The following is a 22,179-nucleotide window of genomic DNA, read 5'->3' on the forward strand; positions in this document are numbered from 1 at the left end:
CGGCCAAGCGCGAAGCGCGCCGAGCCGGGACCGACGCCTGAACTCTGTGCTTCCGGCGGTCCCGGATCGGCGCCCGGCTTCGCCAGGCTTGTCCGGGATGACAGGATTTTTCGGCCGCAACCCCTATGCGATAGCCCCGGCATTCGCCGGGGAGAGCGGAATTTACAGAATCCCCGGCAGATCCAGCCCCTTCTCCCGGGCGCAATCGACGGCGATCTCATACCCCGCGTCGGCATGGCGCATGACCCCGCTGGCAGGGTCGTTCCACAGCACCCGCGCCAGCCGCCTGGCGGCCGCCTCGGTGCCGTCGGCCACGATGACCATGCCGGCGTGCTGCGAGAAGCCCATGCCCACCCCGCCGCCATGGTGCAGCGACACCCAGGTGGCGCCCGAGGCCGTGTTGAGCAGGGCGTTCAGCAGCGGCCAGTCCGACACGGCGTCCGAGCCATCGCGCATCGCCTCGGTCTCGCGGTTGGGCGAGGCGACCGAACCGCTATCCAGATGATCGCGGCCGATGACGACGGGGGCCTTCAACTCGCCGCTGGCGACCATCGCGTTGAAGGCCAGGCCCAGCCGATGGCGATCGCCCAGGCCCACCCAGCAGATGCGCGCCGGCAGGCCCTGGAACTTGATCCGCTCTGCCGCCATGTCGAGCCAGTTATGCAGGTGCGGATTGTCGGGGATCAGTTCCTTGACCTTGGCGTCGGTCCTGGCGATGTCCTCCGGATCGCCCGACAGCGCCGCCCACCGGAACGGACCGATCCCCCGGCAGAACAGCGGGCGGATATAGGCCGGCACGAAGCCCGGAAAGTCGAAGGCGTTGGTCACCCCTTCCTCCAGCGCCATCTGGCGGATGTTGTTGCCATAGTCGACGGTCGGCACCCCGGCGGCCTGGAAGTCGAGCATGGCCTTCACGTGGACGGCCATCGAGGCGCGGGCGGCGCGGTTGACGCTCTGCGGATCGCGCTCCTTGGCGCTCGCCCACTGCTCCAGCGTCCAGCCGGCCGGCAGATAGCCGTTAATCGGGTCGTGGGCGCTGGTCTGGTCGGTCAGCAGGTCGGGGCGGACGCCGCGCTGGAACATCGCCGGCAGCAGTTCGGCGGCGTTGCCCAGCAGGCCGACCGAGATCGGGCTCTTGGCCTCGGCAATCCAGGCCAGGGCCTCGTCGAGGCTGTCGGTCGACCGGTCCAGATAGCCGGTGCGCAGCCGCATCTCGATGCGCGAAGGCTGGCACTCGATGGCCAGGCACGAAGCGCCGGCCATCACCGCCGCCAGCGGCTGGGCCCCGCCCATGCCGCCCAGACCCGCCGTCAGCAGCCACTTGCCCGACAGGTCGCCGCCATGGTGCTGGCGGCCCATCTCGACGAAGGTCTCATAGGTGCCCTGCACGATGCCCTGGGCGCCGATATAGATCCACGAGCCGGCGGTCATCTGGCCGTACATGGCCAGGCCCTTGCGATCCAGTTCGTTGAAATGCTCCCAGGTCGCCCAGCGCGGCACCAGGTTGGAGTTGGCGATCAGCACCCGGGGGGCGTCGGCATGGGTCTTGAACACCCCGACCGGTTTGCCGGACTGGACCAGCAGGGTCTCGTCGTCCTCCAGCCGCCTCAGGGTCTCGACGATCTTGTCGAAGCTCTCCCAATCTCGCGCCGCCCGGCCGATGCCGCCATAGACCACCAGCTCCTCGGGTCGCTCGGCGACGTCGGGGTGCAGGTTGTTCATCAGCATGCGCAGGGGCGCTTCGGTCAGCCAGGACTTGGCGGTCAGCTCGGTTCCGGTGGCGGCGCGGATGACGCGGCTGTTGTCGATGCGGGTCATGCGGGATCCCTGGCGAAGGCGATGCAGGCGGAGAGGACGTCGTTCAGCACCGCGCGCATCGGCGCGGCCTGGTCGGGACGATAGGGGGCGGGCCACGCGTCGGGCGTCGGCGTTTTGACCGGGTCGTCCATGTAGCCCCGGCAGGCCAGCTCCATCTGGATGGCGTGGACGCCCTCGGACGGCTGACCGTAATGGCGCGTGGTCCAGCCGCCCTTGAAACGACCGTTGGTGACGCGGCTCAGGCTTGATGCGTCGCAGGCCGCCTCGACCGACGCCGTCAGGGCCGCGTCGCAGCTGCCGCCGCTGTTGGTGCCGAGATTGAACTGCGGCAGCGGACCGTCGAACAGGCGCGGCACGAGTGAGCGGATCGAATGGGCCTCGTAGAGCACAACGCGGTCATGGCTTTGCCGCAGCCGGACGATCTCGGCGGTCAGTGCGGCGTGATACGGATCGAAGAAGGCGGCGCGGCGGCGGGCGATCTCGGCGTCGTCCGGCGCCTGGCCATCGCGATACAGCGGCTCGCCGTCGAACGTCGTGGTCGGGCAAAGCTCGGTGGTCGTCTGGCCCGGATAGAGCGAGGCGCCGGACGGGTCGCGATTGACGTCGATCACCGTGCGCGAGATCGCCGTGCGGATCACGGTGGCGCCCAGGTCGCCGGCGAAGTCATAGAGTTTGTCCACCCACCAGTCGGCGTCCTTGCGGGCCAGCCAAGGCGAGACGAGGCGGGCCTCGATCTCCGGCGGGATCTCGGTTCCGGTGTGCGGCAGGCTGACGACTAGCGGGGCCTCGCCGCGGTGGACGATGAGCCAGGATTTGGCCACGACACTCATAAGCTTGTCATCCCGGCCGCAGCGCAGCGGAGAGCCGGGACCCAGGGGCAACCGCACTGCGCCGGCCCCTGGGTCCCGGACAGCGCTACGCGCTTCCGGGATGACAAGGTCTTTGGCCGTAAGGTCACTAAACCACCCCCGGCAGGTCGCTCGCCGCCGCGATCACCGCGCCGGAGCGGACCAGCAGGTTGGCGGCCTCCATGTCGGGGTGGAAATGCCGGTCGTCTTCCAGATGCGGCACCTGCTTGCGAACCAGTCCGCGCACCGCCTCCAGCACCTCGCTCGACTTCAGCGGCGCATGGAAATCACAGCCCTGGGCCGCCGCCAGCAGCTCGATGCCGATCACCGCCGTAGCGCTCTCGACCATGGCCAGCAGGCGCCGGGCGCCGTGGGCGGCCATCGAGACGTGGTCTTCCTGGTTGGCGGAGGTGGGGATCGAGTCGACGCTGGCCGGATAGGCCTTCTGCTTGTTCTCCGACACCAGGGCGGCGGCGGTGACCTGCGGGATCATGAAGCCGGAGTTGAGGCCCGGCTTGGGCGTCAGGAAGGCCGGCAGGCCCGACAAAGCGGGGTCGACCAGCATGGCGATGCGACGCTCGGCGATCGAGCCGATCTCGCAGACCGCCAAGGCGATCATGTCGGCCGCGAAGGCCACGGGCTCGGCGTGGAAATTGCCGCCCGACAGGGCCTCGTCGCCGCCCTCCACGTCGCTGGGGAAGATCAGCGGATTGTCCGACACGCCATTGGCCTCGGTGGCCAGGGTGGTTGCCGCCTGTTTCAGCACGTCCAGCGCCGCGCCCATCACCTGGGGCTGGCAGCGCAGGCAATAGGGGTCCTGGACCCGCTCGTCCTCCTTCAGGTGCGAGGCGCGGATGGCTGAGCCGGCCATCAGGTTGCGCAGGGCGGCGGCGGTCTCGATCTGGCCGACATGGCGGCGCAGCAGGTGGATGCGCGGGTCGAACGGGGTGTCCGAACCCTTGGCTGCCTCGGTCGACAGGGCGCCGGTGATCAGGGCCGACTGGAACAGCAGCTCGGCCTCGAACAGGGCGGCCAGGGCGTTGGCGTTGGAGAACTGGGTGCCGTTCAGCAGGGCCAGACCCTCCTTGGGGCCCAGCACCAGCGGCGCCAGGCCGGCGTCTTCCAGCGCCTGGGCGGCGGGAACGCGGACACCGTCGACGAAGACCTCGCCCACGCCGATCATGGTCGCGGCCATGTGAGCCAGCGGCGCCAGATCGCCCGAGGCCCCGACCGAGCCCTGGCAGGGGACCACCGGCGTCAGGTTCTGGACCAGCATGGCTTCCAGCAGCTTCACGGTTTCGACCCGCACGCCCGAGGCGCCTTGAGCCAGGCTGGCCAGCTTCAGGGCCATCATCAGGCGGATCACGGCAACCGGTGACGGCTCGCCTGTGCCTGCCGCATGCGACAGCACGATGTTGCGCTGCAGCCGTTCCAGGTCCTCGTCGCCGATGCGGACGCTGGCCAGTTTCCCGAAACCGGTATTGATCCCATAGACCGGCTCGCCCCGGGCCAGGATGCGCTCCACAGCCCGGGCGCTCGCCTCGATCACCGGCCAGGCGTCGTCATGCAGCCGGGCGGCCTCGCCGCGATAGACCTTCTTCCACTCCATCAGGAAGACTTCGCCGGGATGCAGAACAACCATGGTCAATGACCCTTCCAGACGCGGGCATGCAGCGGGTTAAAGCCCATGCGATAGACAAGTTCGGCGGGACGCTCGATGTCCCAGATGGCCAGATCGCAGGCCTTGCCGGCCTGCAGCGTTCCCCGGTCAGCCAGCAGGCCCAGCGCCCGGGCGGCCTCGCGGGTGAAGCCGGCCAGGCACTCTTCGACGGTCATGCGAAACAGGGTGGCGGCCATGTTCATGACCAGCAGCGGCGAGGTCATCGGCGAGGTGCCGGGGTTGCAGTCGGTGGCCAGGGCCATCGGCACACCGGCCGCGCGCAGGGCCTCGATCGGCGGCAACTTGTGCTCGCGCGTGAAATAGAAGGCCCCGGGCAGCAGGGTCGCCACCGTGCCGGCGGCGGCCATGGCCTCGACTCCGGTCTGATCCAGATGTTCCAGGTGATCGGCCGACAGGGCCCAGAACTCGGCGGCCAGGGCCGCGCCGTTCTGGTTGGACAGCTGCTCGGCGTGGATCTTGATCTTCAGACCCCGTTTGTGGGCAGCCTCGAACACCCGCCTTGTCTGGGCCGGGGTGAAGCCGATGCCCTCGCAGAACACATCGACCGCCTCGGCCAGCTTCGCGTCCGCGACGGCGGGGATCATCTGCTTGCAGACCAGGTTGATATAGCCGTCAGGATCACCCTTGAACTCGGGCGGCAGGGCGTGGGCGCCCAGCAGGGTGGTGCGGATATCGATCGAGCGGCAGTCGGCCAGGGCTCGGGCGGCGCGCAGGCATTTCTGCTCGTCGTCCAGCGACAGACCGTAGCCGGACTTGATCTCGACCGTCGTCACCCCTTCGGCGATCAGGGCGTCCAGGCGGGGCAGGGCGCCGGCGACCAGTTGCTGTTGGGACGCCGCGCGGGTGGCGGTCATGGTCGAGACGATGCCGCCGCCGGCCCGGGCGATCTCCTCATAGGAGGCGCCGGCCAGGCGCAGCTCGAACTCGTGGGCGCGGTCGCCGGCAAAGACCAGATGGGTGTGGGGATCGATCAGGCCGGGGGTGATCCAGCGGCCGTCGCAGTCGATCGTTTCAGCGGCTTCGAAGGCGGGGGCCTCGGCCACGTCGCCGGCATAGACGATGCGGCCATCACGGGCCGCCACCACGCCGCGCTCGACGATTCCCAGGCCTTCGCGCGCCGGATCAAGGGTGGCGAGCCGGCAGTTTGTCCACAATGTGTCGCACTGCATTCCGCCCGCCTCCCTCTCTTGCGGCAGTGTTCAATATGTATAGACATATTAGCAAGCGAGGAGCCCTGTCCAGTGACCGACACGCAGATTCCCGAAGCCCCCATGGACACGGGCGCGACCGTTGTCTGGTGCGAGAGCGCGCTGCTGGCCGACGGCTGGGCGCGAAGTGTCAGGCTGACCCTGTCGGATGGTCGCATCGCCCGCATCGACACTGACGTCCCCGCCGGCGACGCCACCCGCCTGGGCGCGGCCCTGCCGGGGCTGGCCAATGTTCACAGCCACGCCTTCCAGCGGGCCATGGCCGGCCTGGCCGAGGCGCGGGGCGACACCGGCGACAACTTCTGGACCTGGCGCGAGGTGATGTACCGCTTCCTGGGCCGGCTGGGTCCGGACGAGGTTCAGACCATCGCCGCCATGGGCCAGATCGAGATGCTGGAGGGCGGCTTCACCCGCGTGGGCGAGTTCCACTATTTGCATCACGACCCGGCGGGCGGCTTCTATGACGACCCCGCCGAGATGGCCGTGCGCATCGCGGCGGCGGCCAACGAGACGGGCATCGGCCTGACCCTGCTGCCGGTGTTCTACGCCCATTCCAACTTCGGCGGCGCGCAGCCCACGGATGGGCAGAAGCGCTTCATCCACGACGTCGACGGCTTCGCGCGGCTGGTCGAGCGTTGCCGCCAGATCGTGTCCGACGCGCCCGACGCGGTGGTCGGCATCGCGCCCCACAGCCTGCGTGCGGTGACCGCAGAGGAACTGGACGCCATCCTGCCCCTGGCCGGCGACGGCCCGATCCACATGCATGTGGCCGAGCAGGCCAAGGAGGTCGACGACTGCCTGGCCGCCACCGGTCAGCGCCCCGTCCGCTGGCTGATGAACCACACGCCTGTCGACAAGCGCTGGTGCCTGATCCACGCCACCCACATCAACGCCATGGAGACCGAGCGCCTGGCCAAGAGCGGCGCGGTGGCGGGCCTGTGCCCGGTGACCGAGGCCAATCTGGGCGACGGCGTTTTCCCGACCCACGACTATCTGGCGGCCGGCGGGGCGTTCGGCCTGGGCACCGACTCCAACATCCTGATCGATGCGGCCGAGGAGGTGCGGGCCCTGGAATACGCCCAGCGCCTGACCCGTCGGGCTCGCAACGTGCTGGCCGGCGGACCCCGGCGTTCGACCGGCGGCGAGCTTTGGCGCGGCGCCTGCGCGGGCGGCGCCCAGGCCCTGGGCGCGGGGCGAGGCGGGCTGAAGCGCGGCGCGGCGGCCGACTTCATCACCCTGGACGCCGAGCATCCGGCCCTGATCGGGCGCGAGGGCGACACCCTGATCGACAGCCTGGTCTTCGCCGGCCGCCACGGCGCCATCGACACCGTCTGGCGGCAGGGCCGGCAGGTGGTCGAGGGCGGTCGCCACCATGCCCGCGAGGCGGTGACCACGCGCTATCGCCAGACCCTGAAAGCCCTGCTGGCGTGAGCTCGGTCCCGCTGCACCAGCGCATTCGCGGCGATATCGAGGACCGCATCCGCTCGGGCGAATGGCCGCCGGGCCACCGCGTGCCGTTCGAGACCGAGCTGATGGCCCAGTACGGCTGCGCCCGGATGACGGTCAGCAAGGCGATGGCGGCCCTGGTCGAGGCTGGGCTGATCGTGCGCCGCAAGCGGGCCGGCTCGTTCGTGGCCCGGCCCAGGGTGCATGCCCCGGTGCTCAACATCCCCGACATCCAGTCGGCCATCCTGTCGCGCGGCGAGACCTATGCCTTCCGCCTGCTGTCGAGCCGCACGCGCGGCGCCGAGCGGGGCAACGCCGACGAGCGCGAGTTGGCGGCGGGCGGCAAGTTGCTGGCGCTGGAAGGCGTCCACGACGCCGGCGGCCGGCCCTTCGCCCTGGAGCGCCGCCTGATCAGCCTGAAGACCGCGCCGGACGCCGCGTCCGCCGACCTGTCAGCCACGCCGCCCGGCGCCTGGCTGCTGGAACACGTCGCCTGGACCGAGGCCGAAAGCCGGATCAGCGCCGTCAACGCCGACGCCGACGTCGCCGCTCTGCTCGACCTGGACGAAGGCGCGGCCTGCCTGGTCGTCGATCGCCGCACCTGGCGCGCCGGCGAACATGTCACCCGCGTGCGGCAGGTCTTCCCCGGCGAGGCCTACGACCTGGTGGCGCGGTTCGGGCCGGGGACTTAGGCGCTCCGCCGGCTATCGTCATCAGTCGTCGAAAGACGGATGGAAAGACACGTCGCCGGTCGCCGACGTCCCCCTAAGGAACAGGCGCTGGAAGTAGCGAGATCTGGAGCCCCGATAGGTCAGGGCCGCGTCGCTCGCAAATCCAAACCGGTGATAGTAGCCAGGATCGCCAAGGAGGACGCAGCCAGCGGCCTCCAGGTTCCGCAGTTCGTCCAGCGCAGCGTGGATAAGGGCTTGGCCGATACCGAGCCGCTGGTGGTCCGGTCGCACTGAAACAGGCCCAAGTCCGTACCAATCGGGCTGGTCCGGTTCAATTGTCACGGGCGAGCAGGCCACGTGGCCGACGAGCTCATCGTCCTCGATGGCCACCAGGGAGACGGCCAGGGCCTTGGCGGCCCTCAGCCGCTCCACGATCAACGCTTCCGTGCCGCTGCCGTGCGCAGTGTTCTTGAATGCCAGGGTCGTGAGTTCACAAATGGCGACAACATCGGCGGGTCGCTCAGATCTGATTTCCAATGTCGAGGATCCTCTGGAGCCAAAACAGCGAGGCGCCCCTCGCGTGCGTCAGGAAGGCGACCGAGACGTGCGTGTCAGCGACCAGAGGACGTCTACAGTCTCGCACGTCTGGCGAAGCTAGGCCGAACGAGCCGTCCGCGCAACGCCGCCAAATCACGCCAGCTTGAACTGCGGTGGCGGCAGGCTCAGCCGGGTGTCGGCCACGGCTTCACCCCGGAAGAACCGCACCAGCAGCCCCTGCACGTCGGGATGGGCCTCGAAGACATTGTGGCCGGCGTTCTCGACGATCACCCGGGACTTGCGCCGGAACTGGGTGGCCACCTCGTCCTGCTCGGGCATCGGCGTGCGGCCGTCCAGCGTCCCGGCGACCAGCAGGGCGGGATGGTCGATGCGGAGCGGCGTCCGGAAGCCTTCACCCAGGTCCACGCCCGGGACGGCGCTCAGCAGTTGCGGCATCGGGAAGTTCAGCGCCGCGCCCAGCACGGCGGTCTTGGCTTCGCGTTGCACCAGGGCCAGCCGGGCCGGCGAGATCCCCGAGGCCAGATCCGTGGCCTCCGGCATGCCGGCAATGCCGAGAAGACCCGCGAATTCGTTCGCGAAGGGCTTCAGCACGTCGGTCTGGCCGGCGTCGAGCGCCAGATAGAGTCCCGGCAGCATGACCAGGGTCTGCGGATTGGCGATCAGCCCGCCCGTCATGAGCTGAATGGCAAAGCCGCCAATCCGCAAGTCGACCGGCGCGCCGTTCAGCGTGGCGGTCAGGCTGACGGGCGCCGCTTCCAGCTTGGCGTGCACCCGTCGCATCAGGGCCGGCAGGTCGGGGATCGCCGCGCGGACGGCGGGATCGGCGGCCAGCAGGCCATCCACCTGGCGCAGAAGGGCGTCGATCGCCGCCGGCCGCTTCACCGTCTGGTCCTGGCCCTCCAGGCTGGCCAGGGCCACGCGGCTCACACGGTCGCCGTGCCGCTTGAGCATGCTCAGCGCCAGATGCGTGCCATAACTGATGCCCCAGAGGGCGACCTTTTCCGCGCCCAGGTGGCGTCGCAGGTCATCTATGTCGTCGGCGTTCTGTTCGGTGTTGTAGCCCGTCATGGCCACGCCGGCCTTGGTCCAGTCGGCCCAGGCCTCCTGGAAGTCCTCGCGGAAATAGGCGCTCAGCCCGGCTTCCGTGAACACCGGCGGCGGGCGCGTCGAGGCCGCCCGCTCCGGGATGGCGTTGGACAGGCCCGTGCCCCGCTGGTCGAAGGCGATGACGTCGGCCACCTCACGCAGGGCCATGAAGATCGGAAAGCGCGGTCCGCCCGCCGCCTGCGTCGCCCGGCCGCCCGGTCCGCCGGCCAGATAGATGATCGGCGGCCCCGGTCTGGCCGCTGTGGAGGCAAAGCGGACATAGCTCAGCCGGATCTTCCGTGAGCCGGGATCGCGGCGATCCTCGGGGACCTCGAAGAAGCCGCGCTCGGCGTCGGTGTCCACGCCCCGCCAGCCCTTGAAGCGGATGGGTCCGGCCTGCGTCGGAGATGTCGCCGGAGCAGAGCTCTGGGCGAACGCCAGGGTCGGCAGAACGAGGCCGGCGGCGGCGAGCAGGGCGCGGCGATGGAGCGATGTGTGGGTCATGCCGACAGCTGAGCCGCCCGCAGCGCCGTCCGCCACGCCGCTTCGGTCAATGGCGCCTCCTCCTCGGCGAATGGCGGAGCATCTCGGTCAGCGGCGCCCTAAGAAGGGGGCCATGTGGCGAATCCTGATCCTCACCGTCCTGCTGACCGGTCTCGCGACCCTGGCCCGCGCCCAGGATACAGCCTGGCAGGCCTGCCACGGCGCGCTCGGTCCGAGCGGTCCCGTGCTCAGCGACTGCCGCCCGGTCCAGGATCTTGTCGATCCCCAGGGGCGGGAGCTCTGGGTCCGCTCGACGATCGATGCCCCGAACCTGGCCTTGGGCGACACCCGGCCGCGCGCCCTCTATCTGGCGGGCGTCGCCTCGTCCGAGGCCTGGCTCAACGGTCAGCGCCTGGGCGCCAACGGCCGGCCCGGCGCGACGGCGCGGGACGAGGTCCCCGGGCGCTACCAGGCGATCTTCCCCATCCGCGAAACCACCTGGCGGACCGGCGAGAATGTTCTGGTGCTGCACCTGTCGTCCTTCCATGGCGGCCTGCGGTTCGCCCGCCCGATGAGCGCCATGGGTGTCTGGCCCCATCCGTTTCCGCAGCGCACCGCGCTGCTGGCCGTTACCTTCGTGGCGTCAGGCGCTCTGCTGGCGGCGGCGTTCGGCTTTGGCGTCATCCACGCCCTGCGTCGCACGGGGTCCAGCCTCATGCTGGCCGCCATGGCCGGGGTCGCGGCCGTGCAGGCCATCGTCGAGAGCCTGCGGCCGTTGTTCGACTACCCCTATCCGCTGCACGCCTGGCGGATGAGCGCGATCTGGCTGCTGGCGGCGGCCTTTGCGGTGCTGCTGGTGAGCTATGTCTCCACCCGGTTCCTGCCCAGGGCCCGCGCCCTGATGATCGGCTTGGCCCTGGGTGTGGTCGGCGCCACGGCCCTGCTTCCGGGCTTCGATATCAAGACGGCCTGGGCGCTGATCCTGGGGGTGGCGCTGGCCGCCCTGCCAGCTGCGGCGGGCGTACGTGGCAAACGCTCCGGCGCGCGGCTGACCCTGGCCTATCTGGCGCTGTTCCTCGCCCTGGCCCTCGGGTTCCCCGAATGGCTGGCCGACCTCTCCTTCTTCCTGCTCGCCGCCGGCCTGGTGCTGCCTTTGCTGGTGGTCGAGCTGGTGCGGCTGGGCCGGGACGACCGGGGCCGGGAAGCCGCCCTGACCCGCGCCGCCAGCCGCCCCGACCGCCTGACCGTGGCCTCGGCGCGTGGCGTCGAGCTGGCGCCGATCGCCGAGATCCTGGCGGTGGTGGGGGCCGATGACTATGTCGAGCTGCGGATGGTCGGCGGTCGCAGCCTGCTGCACGCCGCTCGTCTCGACGGGCTGTCGACCCAGCTACCGGGCAACTTCCTGCGCATCCACCGCTCGGTGATCGCCAACCTGGCCCACGTGCAGCGCCTGGAGCGCGACGGCGACCGCTGGCGGCTGCACCTGAGCGAGGGCGCGCCCCTGCCTGTCAGCCGTTCGCGCCAGCCAGCTCTGCGCGAGGCGCTGGACGCTCCTCCCCCTGTGGGGACGGTGTCGAGGTAACACGCAACGCGCCATCGGCGTTTTGTCACGACCGGCGGCCAGGCCTCTTCACCGTTCCAATATCCGGTGTTGACGCTCAGCTGCGCTTTCTAAGAGCTCGACTGAAAACCTCGCCGCTTTCGACAAAGCCCGTGGCCAGACAAAATGTGCGCAGGTCCCCGGGCCCGATCGGCGGGTTAAGCACAAGCTCGCCGCACCCCGCAGAGCGGGCGGCCTGGGAGGCGGCCTTTAGAAGCAGCCGCGCGACCCCGTTTCGACGCCGGTCTGGATCGACGAAGAGGGTGGAGATCCACCCCACCTTGAGGTCGGCCGTGAGCACCGAATGCCAATGCGCCGTGATGACGCCCGAGGGCGGGCCCCATTCGTCGGCGATGAGCAGGACGCCGGGTTGGTCCTGAATGGCCCTGAGGCGCCGGGCAAGTTGCTCCCGGGCAAGGGCCGGGCCTGCGGCTTTGAGCAGGTCGGCCAATCCGTCCACGTCGCCGCTGTCGGCGGCTCGAACGGACAGGCCATGGCGGCTCGACATGGCGGTTTGCCCTTCAGGCGAGGCGGTCGATCAGGAAACGCGCGCCGAGCTGGAGGCCGGGTTCATCGATGCTGTGGCCAAGACCGGGCGAAACGTGGGCGGCGACATCGAAGTCCAGGCCTTTGAGCTGGAGCTGGGCGTGATGCAGCGCTTCGACGGGCAGGACGTCGTCGCGGTCGCCGTGGACGAGGAGAATGGGTGGCTTGGTCGCGACCTCGGCGGCCAGGGCGTCTGGGTCGGCCAGCATCCCGGAGAAGCCGATGACGCCGGCCAGGGCCTTGGCCCGGCGCGGTCCGACATGCAGCGCCATCATCGAGCCTTGGCTGAACCCGACCAGGGCCAGCCTGTCTTCGCTGAGGCCATGGGCGGCGAGCTGGGCGTCGATATAGCCGTTCAGGGCCGGGGCCGAGACGCGGACGCCCGCCGCGCGCGCCGCCGGCGTCAGGCTGGTCAGGGGCCACCATTGCCGGCCATAGGGAACGCCGTCGCAGGGCTGAGGCGCGTCGGGCGCGAGGAACAGGGTGTCGGGCAGGGCAGAGGCCCAGTAGGGCGCCAGGTCGATCAGGTCCGCGCCGTTCGATCCGTAGCCGTGCAGGAAGATCACCAGGGATTTGGCCGGGCCGCCCGAGAGGGGCGCCGCGCGGGGACCGTCGAGCGTGGGGATCTGGGTCATGGCGGCTCCTGGTCGGGTCGGTTCGGCTGGGCCGATCCTTATAGCCGCGTGGACGCGGCGGCGTCGCGCGCCAAGACTTGACCAGGGCGTTGTCAGGATCGTTTTGCGGCCTTCGGATTGGTCTTCAGCATCATCAGATAGCCCACGACCCCCATCTCATCGACGAGGTCGCACCATCTGGGAGATCATCCGTGGTGCTCACGGCAACCGAGGGCAAAACCCCCGATTGCCGCAGCAGGACCCTTAGGCCTTGGGCAGGAGCACGGCGTCGATCACGTGGATGACGCCATTGGTGCAGGCGATATCGGCAGTCACAACCTTGGCGCCATTGACCGTCACGCCATCGGCGCCGTCGACGTGCACGGTTGCGCCACCGGCGGTCACCGCATCCATCACCTTGCCCGTGACGTCCGCAGCCATGACCTGGCCGGGCAGGACGTGCAGCAGCAGGATCGCCGTCAGCTTGTCCTTGTTCTCGGGCTTGACGAGGTCTTCGACCGTGCCGGCCGGCAGCGCAGCAAACGCCTCATCCGACGGGGCGAAGACCGTGAACGGGCCGGCGCTCTTCAGCGTATCGACCAGACCGGCGGCCGTGACTGCGGCGACCAGCGTCGTGAAGGCGCCGGCGGCAACGGCGGTATCGACGATATCGTGCGTCTGATCAGTCATGTTGGGTTCCTTTGGAACGATCGGCATTGGGGAGGGAAAAGCGATCTTCAGCGACACAAGGCGCGCCGCAGATCGGAGGTAGGCAAGCGCTTGCATCGATACGGCGCGAGCGTGTCGCCACCGCGGAGCGCAAGTCCCACAGATCCCCGCAGCGGCCCATACGGGCTTTGGGCCATCTGGTAACCGCGGCAATCCGCCATCACGATCGGGCGTCCTGCGAACAGGCGCCTCATCGTGCCCCATGGGCAATCCGTCCATCGCCAGATGCGATGGGAGATGATGTTGGCCGCCTCTTCGTCCTGACCCCATCATCGCCCAGGAGAGATTGCCGTGAAGATCAAGGACAGGCCGGAGTTTCGGAGCAAGGCCGCAGTACTGACGTTCGGGCCAGATGTGCCTGTCGCCGAGGCCGTCGCCGTGATGAGCGAGCGCAACTACGGGGCTGCGGTCATCGTCGGCCCCGACCGCAAACCGCTCGGTATCGTGACGGAACGCGATTTCATGCGCCGTCTGCTCAACAAGCGGATGAACCCGGACGAGACGACCCTCTCCCAGATCATGACGACGGATCTGAAGATGGCCAGGGCCGACGACGACCTTCTCGACTGGCTCCGCATCATGTCCAACGAGAGATTTCGCCACCTGCCGGTGGTCGACGACCAGGGCGTAATCATCAGTATGATGAGCCAGGGCGACTTCGTGAGCTATACTTGGCCAGAACTGATGGGGCGACTGAAAGAACAGGCCCGGGCCACGTTCAATGTCAGTCCCTCGCTGGTGATGATTATCGCCTGTGTCGCCATCTTCGCGGCCTGGTCCGTGACGATCTTCGCGCAACTTCGCTGATTGACGAGAACTATCGGAGCGAGACAGGCCTGCCACCCGTGGGGTGGCAGGCCTGTCTTGATCAGCGCACGGCCGCAGCACGCACCCTTCGCTCCAGCCAATGCGACAATAGCAGGTGCGGGGCGGCGACGGCGGCGAGCAGCTGAAAGGCTTGCGACGTCAAGTTCGCGTCGACCCTGAACGGGAACAGCGCCTGCAGAGCCAGCCACCCCAGGATCGTGGCGCCTGACAGCAAACCGCCTGTCGCGATCCAGCGCGGCCGCGACATGTCGCGTAATATGCCGCGCGCCTTATCAAGGTGCAGTGGCGAATGCAGGAAAACAAAAAACAGGGCGAAGCCAATCACGGGCGGTGCGATGGCGAGCACGACGAGGCACAGCGTCACCGCTGTAGCCCAGGTCCGGGACCCACCCACCCAGGCTGCCGCGATGCCGACGGCGGCGACCAGCAATGTCACGGGCGCGGCTGCGGAAATGATGCGGACCAATAGCATCGCTCGATCATCGCTCATCGCGACAAACAGGGCCGCCACCGCCGCCGGATGGCTGATGGTCGGCACGGTAACTACCGCTGCCCCTGCCGCGATGCGCAGCAGCGGCGCTTCAAGCATTTGCCAATCCTCGCCGAAATGCACAGCCGAGATCGACAGGAACAGGACCAGCGCCAACAGGGGCAGTGTCATCCACAATAGCGCCATGGCGACGGCGATCGCGACGTAGCCGCCGATCACGAGCACCAGCACACGCCGCCCCGGCGCGACGGCTCTGCGCAGCAAGGCGATATCGTAGGCGCCGTGTGGCAGGCCGCCGCCCAGAAACAGGGCCGTGGCGGCCGTAACCGCCATCGACTGTCCCAGCGGAGCGTCCAGCAAGGCAGCCAGCAGCAGTGCGACTGCGACTGGCCAGAAGACCGGAAGCACCCGGTTGCAACGTCCCAAGGGCGCGTGGCAACTGGGTGCAGTTGGGGCAAACCCAATCCCTTTCATGGGATTAGGCGGCGTAGGCCTTGCCGCCATCGGTGTCGGACTCCGACTTCCGGACCGCGATCAGGAAGATGAGGATGCCGATGCCGGCTTTGGCGACCAGGTCAGCGATCGTGTAGCCGACCTGAATGGTCGTCTCGACGGCGCCGCCGGTCAGGCCCATGAACGGCGCGAAGAAGACGATCGGATAGAAGCCCCATGACGCAACCGTCACCAGGCGCGCCGTCCGGATCAGACCTTGCGCGGCGGCCGGCTGCTCCTTGATCGACTTGCCCAGGCCAACGAACAGCTGGAAGACGATGTAGAGGAACGGCACCATGGACAGCGAGCCCCACAAGGCGCGCGTCGCCAGATCGGTGGCGATTTCACCGGGATAGCCCAGCACGATCATCAGCGCTGCGGCCAGCCCGAGGGTGACCGACTTCGACGTGGTTTCCGCCCGCGACAGGCGCATCACCAGGATCAGTTCGATGAGCAGCAGGGGAACCGTCAGCAGCCAGTCGACATAGCGATAGGCGTCGTTGAAGGCGATGCCGGTCGCCGTCACCACGCCGTCCTTGAACGTGTAGGCGTCGTGCCAGCTCTCGAAGATGCGGAAATAGTGATAGGCCGCGATGGCGGTGACAACGCCCGAGATGGTCAGGGCGGTGCGATAGGCCGACGCGACTTGTGACCGGCTAAGCCACAAGAAGATCGTGGCGGCGGCCATCGCCGCAAAGGCGAATGAAAACGCGTTGTAGATCAGCTCGTATTGGAAGGGTGTAACAGTATCCATTGAAGTCTCCGTCGCAGTTGTCCGCAGCGCGAGTGCGCCGGGCAGGGGTGTTGCGGAGGTCGCACGATCTTAGTGAGACGATCTTCGGGCCCCCGAAGCGTCGTGACAGCGGCATTACTGGCAAGATGAATGTCGACCGCGCGCCCAAAACTCGGAGCGCGCGGCCCTGCCGCTATGACAACCTGGATGGGATAGGCTGCGGTCAAGTTTTCGGCGATACGGACCTTCTGCCGTATCGCCGACGATGACGGTCTAGAGGCCGGCCTCGACGGCGAGGCGGATCAGGTCGGCTGTCGTATGCAGCCCCAGCCGGTTCATCAGGATGGCGCGGTGCATCTTGACGGTCTTCTCGGCCAGACTCAGGTGGGCCGCGATCTGCTTGTTCAACAGCCCGTTGGCGACCAGCTTGAGCACCTGGCCTTGCCTCGGCGACAGCGACTTCACCATTTCCGCAGCCCGGATCCGGCGCATGCTCGACGGCGCCGCCGCATCGGCGTCGATTTCGACCTGAGAGCCGAGGAAATACAGCAATGCGTCTTCCTCGTCGTAGATCGGCGCGACAAGGACGGCGTTGCGAAAGGGTTGGCCGTTGCGCTTGTAGTTCAGGATCTCGACGAGCACGGGACGATGTTCGCGCACCCCGCGACGGATTTCCTCGGTCAGCCACGGCTCGGTCGCCGGTCCCGACAGGAAACGGCAGTTGCGCCCCACCACCTCCTCGGGCGGATAGCCCGTGAGCTCGCAAAAGGCTTCGTTGCAGGCGATGATCGGATTGTCGGGCAGTCGCGGGTCGCTGATCACCGAAGGGATCGGGCTATCCGTCACAAGCCGCATATGGCGGCCGTCAGCGATACAGACATTGGCGTCTATCGCCAGATCAGTGCCTGTTTTGTTCATCCGGGAGACCATGCCAGATGCAGAACGCTCTTACACTCGTTTTGATGCCACGCCCCAAATCCTGGCAGTGTCGCTTCTGTCCGGGCGTGGTTGTCATGCGCCAAGCATGCCGCGCTGAGAAAAGGTCAATAAAATTCGATCGTTAAAGACTGTCGACGTTGCACAAACACATCTGGGGAGAGCGTTTTGGCTCGTGACCTTGCCCCAAGCTTGGACCAGGCCGGGCCGGGATTTTGGCCAGCTTCGTCAAGCGGCCGAACAACCCGAGAACTCTGGGAAATCCGTCCTGGTGGTTGGAGGCGGGATCGAACCGCCGACCTGTGGGTTATGAATCCACCGCTCTAACCATCTGAGCTACCCAACCGCACCAGGACGGGAGCGGGGCTTATAGTCGAGAAGCGCGCGGGATTTCAAGCGACCCCGTTCAGGCCACGATCGACGCCGTCTTCGCGCCCAGCGCCGCGACCAGATCGGCGGGCGCAAGACGGATCTGCAGGCCGCGCTGGCCGCCGTTCACGAACACATAGGGCTGGGCCAGGGCGGCTTCTTCCACCGCCGTCGGCAGGCGCTTCTTCTGGCCGAAGGGACTGACGCCGCCGACCTTGTAGCCGGTGATCCGCTCGGCGTCGGGGACGGGCATCATCGCCGCCGACTTGCCGCCCAACGCGGCGGCCAGCTTCTTCATGCTGACCTCCTTGTCCGACGGCAGCACCACGCAGGCCGGCTTGCCGTCGAGCAGCACCACCAGCGTCTTGAGCACCCGGGCGGGATCTTCGCCCAGCGCCTCGGCGGCCTGCAGACCGACCCGTTCCGAGCCCGGATCATAGTCATAGGTCGCCAGCTCGAAGGCGACCCCGGTCTTGGCCAGGGCTAGGGTGGCGGGTGTGCTTCTGGACATGGGGCAGGTGATATCCCAAGTGTCTGAAGCTGTGGAGCCGGGCGCGCGCCGTCTGGGCCCCAAACCGGAGACGTGATCGCTATGCAGGCCCTCGACCGCCGCCAGATGCTCGCCGCTGCGACGGGACTGGGCGTTGCATCGCTGCTGCCCGCCTGGGCGCAGGCCGGGACCGGCAAGGCGCCCGAGGTGCTGAGCGGCGAGGACATCCGCCTGACCATCGGCCATGCGCCCATGACGGTCGACGGCAAGGCGGGCCACGCCATGGCCGTCAATGGAACCGTGCCGGGACCGCTGATCCGCCTGAAGGAAGGCCAGAACGTCCGGCTGTCGGTGACCAATGCGCTCTCCGAGGACACCTCGATCCACTGGCATGGCCTGCTGGTGCCGTTCCAGATGGACGGCGTGCCGGGCGTCAGCTTTCCGGGGATCAAGCCGGGCGAGACCTTTGTCTACGAGTTCAAGGTCCGGCAGGCGGGGACCTACTGGTATCACAGCCATTCGGGCATGCAGGAGCAGGAGGGGGTCTATGGCCCCATCATCATCGATCCGGCGGCGCCCGATCCCGTGGCCTACGACCGCGAATACGTGGTGGTGCTGTCGGATTACAGTTTCCTGCATCCGCACCAGTTGATGCGCAAGCTGAAGGCTCACGCCGGCTATTTCAATGACCAGAAACAGACGGTGGCGGGCCTGCTGGCCGGCCGCGACCAGTCGCTGAAGGACCGCGTCGAATGGTCGAAGATGCGGATGGACCCGACCGACATCCTCGACGTCACGGGCTCGGTCTATCGCTACCTGATCAATGGCCAGGGTTCGGCGGATAACTGGACCGGACTGTTCGCGCCCGGCGAGCGGGTGCGGCTAAGGTTCATCAACGCCGGCGCCATGACGATCTTCAACGTCCGCATCCCGGGCCTGTCGATGAGCGTGGTCCAGGCCGATGGTCAGAACGTGCGGCCCGTGAGCGTCGAGGAGTTCCAGATCTCGCCGGCCGAGACCTATGACGTGATCGTTCAGCCGACGGAGGATCGCGCCTTCACCCTGGTGGCCGAGGCTTCGGACCGCTCGGGCATGGCGCGCGGGACCTTGGCCCCCCGGCCAGGCCTGAGCGCGCCGGTCCCGCCGCTGCGCGAGCGGCCGCTGGCGACGATGAAGGATATGGGCATGGACATGTCCGCTCACGCCGGCCACGACATGGGCGGCATGGACATGCGCGACGGCGCCAATGCGCCGGGCGTAAAGCTCGGCCCCGGTGTCCAGACCATTTCGCCGATGCCGATGGACCGCCTGGGCGAGCCGCCGCAAGGTCTCGAAGACGTCGGCCACAAGGTGCTGGTCTATACGGACCTGATCGCGCTGGACCCCAATCCCGATCCGCGCCCGCCCGGCCGTACGGTCGAGATCCACCTGACCGGCAATATGGAGCGCTTCATGTGGGCCTTTGACGGCGAGGCGTTCGGCCCGCTGAAGACGCCCATCGCCTTCCAGCGCGACGAGCGGGTGCGGGTGCTGCTGGTCAATGACAGCATGATGGCCCACCCGATCCACCTGCATGGCCATTTCTTCGAGGTCGTAAACGGCCACGAAGGGCGCCAGCCGCGCAAGCACACGGTCAATGTCGCCCCCGGCGGCAAGGTGGCCTTCGACCTGACCGCCGACGAGCCCGGCGACTGGGCCTTCCACTGCCACATGCTGATGCACATGCATGCGGGGATGTTCAACGTCGTCACCGTGCGGCCGCTCGACGGAGCCCCGGCATGAGCGCGCCGCTCCTGATGGCCCTGGCCTTGATGCAGCACGAGCATCACCAGATGACGCCGCCGCCTGCGCCGGTTCAGCAGGCCGCGCCGGTCGATCCGCATGCGGGTCACGACATGTCAAAGATGGTCGACCCTCACGCGGGCCACGACATGTCGAAGATGGCTGATCCGCACGCGGGTCACGACATGACAAAGATGGCCGACCCTCATGCGGGCCACAATATGTCGAGCATGGCCCCGCCGGCCGTCGCCGCCATCGCCCCGCCGCCCCCCACCGACCACGCCGCCGAGCGCTTCTTCGACCCCGCCCGGATGGCCTCGGCCCGGGCGGTGCTGCGCCAGGAGCATGGCGGGGGACGCTACTGGATGGTCCTGGCCGACCAGGCCGAGCGCCGCTCGGGCCAGGGCGCCGACGCCTCGGCCTTCGAAGGCGAGGGCTGGTTCGGCGACGACTTCGGCAGGTGGGCGGTCAAGGCGCGCGGCGAGCATGTCGACGGCCACGGCTGGGAGAGCGCCGAACTGCAGGCCCTGCGCGCCCGGCCGATCGGTCCCTATTTCGATCTCGAGGCCGGTTTGCGAGTGGATGTCGAACCGAAGGGCCGGACCTACGCCACCCTGGGCGTCGAGGGTGTCGCGCCCTACTGGATCGAGACCCGGGCGGCGGCCTTCCTGTCGGATCGCGGCGACCTGTCGGCCCGCATCGAGGCCTCGCACGACCTGCGCCTGACCACGCGCCTGATCCTGCAGTCGAAGGTCGAGACCAGCCTGGCCGGGGATGGGAGCGACGCCGAACTGGGCCTGCGCCTGCGCTACGAGATCCGCCGTGAGTTCGCGCCTTATGTCGGCGTGCTGCGCCATCGCACCTTCGGCGACGCCGCTGATCTGGCCCGCGCGGCCGGCGACCGGACGGGTCAGACCAGCGTGGTGTTCGGCGTCAGGGCCTGGTTCTAGCGTTTTGTGAGCCCCTTGCCGCAACGGCATGGCTTTACCTGCGCGTAAAGACACCCCAACATCTGTTTGACCTGATCGGAAGCGGTGGATTCACACGCCGCGCGACGGGCCAAAGGGAGATCAGGGCGTATGTCAGCCATCGACTTTGACCGCATGCCGACCCTGGGCGACGTCGCCCGCTATCATGCGGAGGCCCGGCCGAACGCCGTGGCCCTCAGCTTCGAAGGGCGCGACACCACCTTCGCCGAATTCGACCGCAAGACCAGCCAGGTCGCCAACGCCCTGCTGGCCGCCGGCCTGAAGACCGGCGACCGGATCGCCTATGTCGGCAAGAACAGCGACCTCTATTTCGAGCTGCTGTTCGGCGCGGCCAAGGCTGGCGTGGTCACCGCGCCCATCGGCTGGCGACTGGCCCCGCCGGAGGTCGCCTATATCGTCGGCGACAGCGACGCCAAGCTGGTTTTCGTCGGCCCCGAACTGGTCGACCAGATCGAGAGCGTCGCCGCCGAACTGACCTGGCGACCCGAAGTGGTGGTCATGGAACCCGTAGCGGGCGACGCTCACCGCACGTTTGAGGCCTGGCGCGACGCCCAGCCCGACACCGATCCCAGGGTTGCGATCAAGACCGCCGGCATCGCCATCCAGCTCTATACCTCGGGCACCACGGGCCGTCCCAAGGGCGCCATGCTGACCCATGACAACCTGCTGTCCATGCGCAAGCTGGCCGCCGAGAACCCGTTGGCCTGGAACCAGTGGGGCCCTGAGGATGTCAGCCTGGTGGCTATGCCCGTGTCGCATATCGGCGGCACCGGTTGGGGTCTGGTGGGCCTGCTGAACGGCGCCAAGGGCGTGGTGGCGCGCGAGTTCGATCCATTCAAGGTGCTGGACTATATCGAGCACGACCGGATCTCGAAGATGTTCATGGTGCCGGCCGCCCTGCAGATCGTGGTGCGCCAGCCCCGGGCCCGCGAGGTCGACTATTCGCGCCTGTCCCACATCCTGTACGGCGCCGCGCCCATCCCGCTGGACCTGCTGCGCGAGTGCATGGAGGTGTTCGGCTGCGGCTTCGTTCAGCAGTACGGCATGACCGAGACCACCGGCACGGTCGTCTATCTGCCGCCCGAGGATCATGACCCGGCCGGCAATGCGCGCATGCGCTCGGCCGGCCTGCCGATGCCAGGGGTCGAGCTGAAGGTCATGGACGAGGCCGGCGCCAGCCTGCCGCCCAACACCGTGGGCGAGGTGGCCGTGCGCTCCAGCGCCAACATGGCCGGCTACTGGAAGCTGGACCAGGCCACCGCCGCCACCATCGACGCCGACGGCTGGCTGCGCACCGGCGACGCCGGCTATCTGGACGAGGACGGCTATCTGTTCATCCACGACCGGGTGAAGGACATGATCATCTCGGGCGGCGAAAACATCTATCCGGCCGAGGTCGAGAGCGCCGTCTATGGCCATCCGCATGTGGCCGAGGTGGCGGTGATCGGCGTGCCCGATGACAAGTGGGGCGAGGCGGTCAAGGCGGTGGTGGCCCTCAAGCCCGGCGCGCCGCGCGATCCCGACAGCATCATCGCCTTTGCCCGCACGCGGATCGCCGCGTTCAAGGCGCCCAAGACCATCGACTTCATCGACGTCCTGCCGCGCAATCCGTCAGGCAAGATCCTGCGCCGGGAACTGCGCGCGCCGTACTGGGAGGGGCGGACGCGGCAGGTGAACTAGGCGGCAGACGCCGCAGGCCCCCTCCTGGCTGCTTCGCAGCCGTCCTCCCCCGGAGGGGGAAGGGCCAAAGCCTATGACCAAGAACGGTTGTCATCCCGGACG

20 protein-coding genes, 1 tRNA gene and 1 pseudogene are annotated in these 22,179 nt (G+C 68.2%); 8 read left to right on the forward strand and 14 right to left on the reverse strand.

Going from position 1 to position 22,179, the window contains the following annotated elements:
- Positions 1–162: 162 nt before the first annotated feature.
- Both hutU and hutG read right to left on the reverse strand, forming a co-directional pair.
- Positions 163–1,818, reverse strand: a complete 1,656-nt coding sequence (gene hutU, locus ACN2C7_RS05715) for a urocanate hydratase (RefSeq protein WP_419320410.1) — start codon at positions 1,816–1,818, stop codon at positions 163–165.
- Entirely contained in the window at positions 1,815–2,648 is an 834-nt protein-coding gene (hutG, locus tag ACN2C7_RS05720; RefSeq protein WP_419320412.1) for an N-formylglutamate deformylase, read from the reverse strand. The genes hutU and hutG overlap by 4 nt, the downstream gene beginning before the upstream one ends.
- Positions 2,649–2,650: 2 nt before the next feature.
- On the opposite strand from hutG, the pseudogene ACN2C7_RS05725 reads away from it, so the two are divergent.
- Positions 2,651–2,762 (forward strand): annotated as a pseudogene (locus ACN2C7_RS05725) (hypothetical protein); the annotation flags it as partial.
- A gap of 13 nt (positions 2,763–2,775) precedes the next feature.
- Here ACN2C7_RS05725 and hutH read toward each other — a convergent pair.
- Positions 2,776–4,308, reverse strand: a complete 1,533-nt coding sequence (gene hutH, locus ACN2C7_RS05730; protein WP_419320413.1) for a histidine ammonia-lyase — start codon at positions 4,306–4,308, stop codon at positions 2,776–2,778.
- Positions 4,309–4,310: 2 nt separating this feature from the next.
- Positions 4,311–5,516, reverse strand: coding sequence for an imidazolonepropionase (gene hutI / locus ACN2C7_RS05735; RefSeq protein WP_419320414.1), 1,206 nt, complete (start codon positions 5,514–5,516; stop codon positions 4,311–4,313).
- Positions 5,517–5,588: 72 nt separating this feature from the next.
- Here hutI and ACN2C7_RS05740 point away from each other — a divergent pair, with 72 nt between their 5' ends.
- Both ACN2C7_RS05740 and hutC read left to right on the forward strand, forming a co-directional pair.
- Positions 5,589–6,986: a formimidoylglutamate deiminase gene (locus ACN2C7_RS05740; protein WP_419320415.1), complete on the forward strand. Its 1,398-nt coding sequence runs from the start codon at positions 5,589–5,591 to the stop codon at positions 6,984–6,986.
- Entirely contained in the window at positions 6,983–7,693 is a 711-nt protein-coding gene (gene hutC / locus ACN2C7_RS05745; protein WP_419320416.1) for a histidine utilization repressor, read from the forward strand. Before ACN2C7_RS05740 ends, hutC begins: the two co-directional genes overlap by 4 nt.
- Before the next feature lie 21 nt (positions 7,694–7,714).
- Here the strand turns inward: hutC and ACN2C7_RS05750 are convergent, their stop codons facing one another.
- Both ACN2C7_RS05750 and ACN2C7_RS05755 read right to left on the reverse strand, forming a co-directional pair.
- Positions 7,715–8,209: a GNAT family N-acetyltransferase gene (locus ACN2C7_RS05750; protein ID WP_419320417.1), complete on the reverse strand. Its 495-nt coding sequence runs from the start codon at positions 8,207–8,209 to the stop codon at positions 7,715–7,717.
- 153 nt (positions 8,210–8,362) lie between these two features.
- Complete coding sequence (locus tag ACN2C7_RS05755; RefSeq protein ID WP_419320418.1) at positions 8,363–9,856, reverse strand: alpha/beta hydrolase; 1,494 nt, start codon at positions 9,854–9,856, stop codon at positions 8,363–8,365.
- Positions 9,857–9,932: 76 nt separating this feature from the next.
- Here ACN2C7_RS05755 and ACN2C7_RS05760 point away from each other — a divergent pair, with 76 nt between their 5' ends.
- Positions 9,933–11,381, forward strand: coding sequence for a LytTR family DNA-binding domain-containing protein (locus tag ACN2C7_RS05760; RefSeq protein ID WP_419320420.1), 1,449 nt, complete (start codon positions 9,933–9,935; stop codon positions 11,379–11,381).
- A 76-nt stretch (positions 11,382–11,457) separates the two neighbouring features.
- On the opposite strand, the gene ACN2C7_RS05765 is transcribed toward ACN2C7_RS05760, so the two are convergent.
- The 3 genes from ACN2C7_RS05765 to ACN2C7_RS05775 all read right to left on the reverse strand — a co-directional run bounded on the left by ACN2C7_RS05765 (position 11,458) and on the right by ACN2C7_RS05775 (position 13,249).
- Positions 11,458–11,907 (reverse strand): GNAT family N-acetyltransferase, encoded by a 450-nt coding sequence (locus tag ACN2C7_RS05765; protein WP_419320421.1) that lies wholly within the window; start codon positions 11,905–11,907, stop codon positions 11,458–11,460.
- A gap of 13 nt (positions 11,908–11,920) precedes the next feature.
- Positions 11,921–12,580 (reverse strand): alpha/beta hydrolase, encoded by a 660-nt coding sequence (locus ACN2C7_RS05770; protein WP_419320422.1) that lies wholly within the window; start codon positions 12,578–12,580, stop codon positions 11,921–11,923.
- A gap of 243 nt (positions 12,581–12,823) precedes the next feature.
- Positions 12,824–13,249, reverse strand: coding sequence for a fasciclin domain-containing protein (locus tag ACN2C7_RS05775; RefSeq protein ID WP_419320423.1), 426 nt, complete (start codon positions 13,247–13,249; stop codon positions 12,824–12,826).
- A gap of 330 nt (positions 13,250–13,579) precedes the next feature.
- Here ACN2C7_RS05775 and ACN2C7_RS05780 point away from each other — a divergent pair, with 330 nt between their 5' ends.
- Entirely contained in the window at positions 13,580–14,095 is a 516-nt protein-coding gene (locus tag ACN2C7_RS05780; protein WP_419320424.1) for a CBS domain-containing protein, read from the forward strand.
- A gap of 61 nt (positions 14,096–14,156) precedes the next feature.
- Here ACN2C7_RS05780 and ACN2C7_RS05785 read toward each other — a convergent pair whose 3' ends face one another.
- From ACN2C7_RS05785 to ybaK, 5 genes are all read right to left on the reverse strand, one after another.
- A complete protein-coding gene (locus ACN2C7_RS05785; RefSeq protein WP_419320425.1) occupies positions 14,157–14,939 on the reverse strand; it encodes a Brp/Blh family beta-carotene 15,15'-dioxygenase in 783 nt (260 codons plus the stop codon).
- A 145-nt stretch (positions 14,940–15,084) separates the two neighbouring features.
- Positions 15,085–15,852, reverse strand: coding sequence for a bacteriorhodopsin-like (locus ACN2C7_RS05790; protein WP_419320426.1), 768 nt, complete (start codon positions 15,850–15,852; stop codon positions 15,085–15,087).
- A gap of 252 nt (positions 15,853–16,104) precedes the next feature.
- A complete protein-coding gene (locus ACN2C7_RS05795) occupies positions 16,105–16,653 on the reverse strand; it encodes a PAS domain-containing protein (protein ID WP_419320428.1) in 549 nt (182 codons plus the stop codon).
- Between the two features lie 383 nt (positions 16,654–17,036).
- A tRNA-Met gene (locus ACN2C7_RS05800) sits at positions 17,037–17,113 on the reverse strand.
- A gap of 60 nt (positions 17,114–17,173) precedes the next feature.
- On the reverse strand, positions 17,174–17,647 hold the full coding sequence (gene ybaK / locus ACN2C7_RS05805; protein WP_419320430.1) for a Cys-tRNA(Pro) deacylase: 474 nt from the start codon (positions 17,645–17,647) through the stop codon (positions 17,174–17,176).
- An 81-nt stretch (positions 17,648–17,728) separates the two neighbouring features.
- Between ybaK and ACN2C7_RS05810 the strand changes: the two genes are divergently transcribed.
- The 3 genes from ACN2C7_RS05810 to ACN2C7_RS05820 all read left to right on the forward strand — a co-directional run bounded on the left by ACN2C7_RS05810 (position 17,729) and on the right by ACN2C7_RS05820 (position 22,077).
- The gene (locus tag ACN2C7_RS05810) at positions 17,729–19,408 is read left to right on the forward strand and encodes a copper resistance system multicopper oxidase (RefSeq protein WP_419320431.1); all 1,680 of its coding nucleotides are present in this window, start codon (positions 17,729–17,731) and stop codon (positions 19,406–19,408) included.
- A complete protein-coding gene (locus ACN2C7_RS05815; RefSeq protein ID WP_419320432.1) occupies positions 19,405–20,358 on the forward strand; it encodes a copper resistance protein B in 954 nt (317 codons plus the stop codon). Before ACN2C7_RS05810 ends, ACN2C7_RS05815 begins: the two co-directional genes overlap by 4 nt.
- A gap of 129 nt (positions 20,359–20,487) precedes the next feature.
- Positions 20,488–22,077, forward strand: coding sequence for a fatty acid--CoA ligase (locus ACN2C7_RS05820; protein ID WP_419320433.1), 1,590 nt, complete (start codon positions 20,488–20,490; stop codon positions 22,075–22,077).
- Positions 22,078–22,179: the final 102 nt, after the last annotated feature.

The organism is Caulobacter sp. ErkDOM-E (assembly GCF_048541895.1).
Taxonomy (GTDB): domain Bacteria; phylum Pseudomonadota; class Alphaproteobacteria; order Caulobacterales; family Caulobacteraceae; genus Caulobacter.

Excerpts from the sequence above, each read along its gene's own strand:
- hutU (WP_419320410.1), bottom strand. The coding sequence starts at position 1,818 with ATGACCCGCATCGACAACAGCCGCGTCATCCGCGCCGCCACCGGAACC.
- hutG (WP_419320412.1), bottom strand. The coding sequence starts at position 2,648 with ATGAGTGTCGTGGCCAAATCCTGGCTCATCGTCCACCGCGGCGAGGCC.
- hutH (WP_419320413.1), bottom strand. The coding sequence starts at position 4,308 with ATGGTTGTTCTGCATCCCGGCGAAGTCTTCCTGATGGAGTGGAAGAAG.
- hutI (WP_419320414.1), bottom strand. The coding sequence starts at position 5,516 with ATGCAGTGCGACACATTGTGGACAAACTGCCGGCTCGCCACCCTTGAT.
- ACN2C7_RS05760 (WP_419320420.1), top strand. The coding sequence starts at position 9,933 with ATGTGGCGAATCCTGATCCTCACCGTCCTGCTGACCGGTCTCGCGACC.
- ACN2C7_RS05765 (WP_419320421.1), bottom strand. The coding sequence starts at position 11,907 with ATGTCGAGCCGCCATGGCCTGTCCGTTCGAGCCGCCGACAGCGGCGAC.
- ACN2C7_RS05770 (WP_419320422.1), bottom strand. The coding sequence starts at position 12,580 with ATGACCCAGATCCCCACGCTCGACGGTCCCCGCGCGGCGCCCCTCTCG.
- ACN2C7_RS05775 (WP_419320423.1), bottom strand. The coding sequence starts at position 13,249 with ATGACTGATCAGACGCACGATATCGTCGATACCGCCGTTGCCGCCGGC.
- ACN2C7_RS05785 (WP_419320425.1), bottom strand. The coding sequence starts at position 14,939 with ATGGCGGTTACGGCCGCCACGGCCCTGTTTCTGGGCGGCGGCCTGCCA.
- ACN2C7_RS05790 (WP_419320426.1), bottom strand. The coding sequence starts at position 15,852 with ATGGATACTGTTACACCCTTCCAATACGAGCTGATCTACAACGCGTTT.
- ybaK (WP_419320430.1), bottom strand. The coding sequence starts at position 17,647 with ATGTCCAGAAGCACACCCGCCACCCTAGCCCTGGCCAAGACCGGGGTC.
- ACN2C7_RS05810 (WP_419320431.1), top strand. The coding sequence starts at position 17,729 with ATGCAGGCCCTCGACCGCCGCCAGATGCTCGCCGCTGCGACGGGACTG.
- ACN2C7_RS05815 (WP_419320432.1), top strand. The coding sequence starts at position 19,405 with ATGAGCGCGCCGCTCCTGATGGCCCTGGCCTTGATGCAGCACGAGCAT.
- ACN2C7_RS05820 (WP_419320433.1), top strand. The coding sequence starts at position 20,488 with ATGTCAGCCATCGACTTTGACCGCATGCCGACCCTGGGCGACGTCGCC.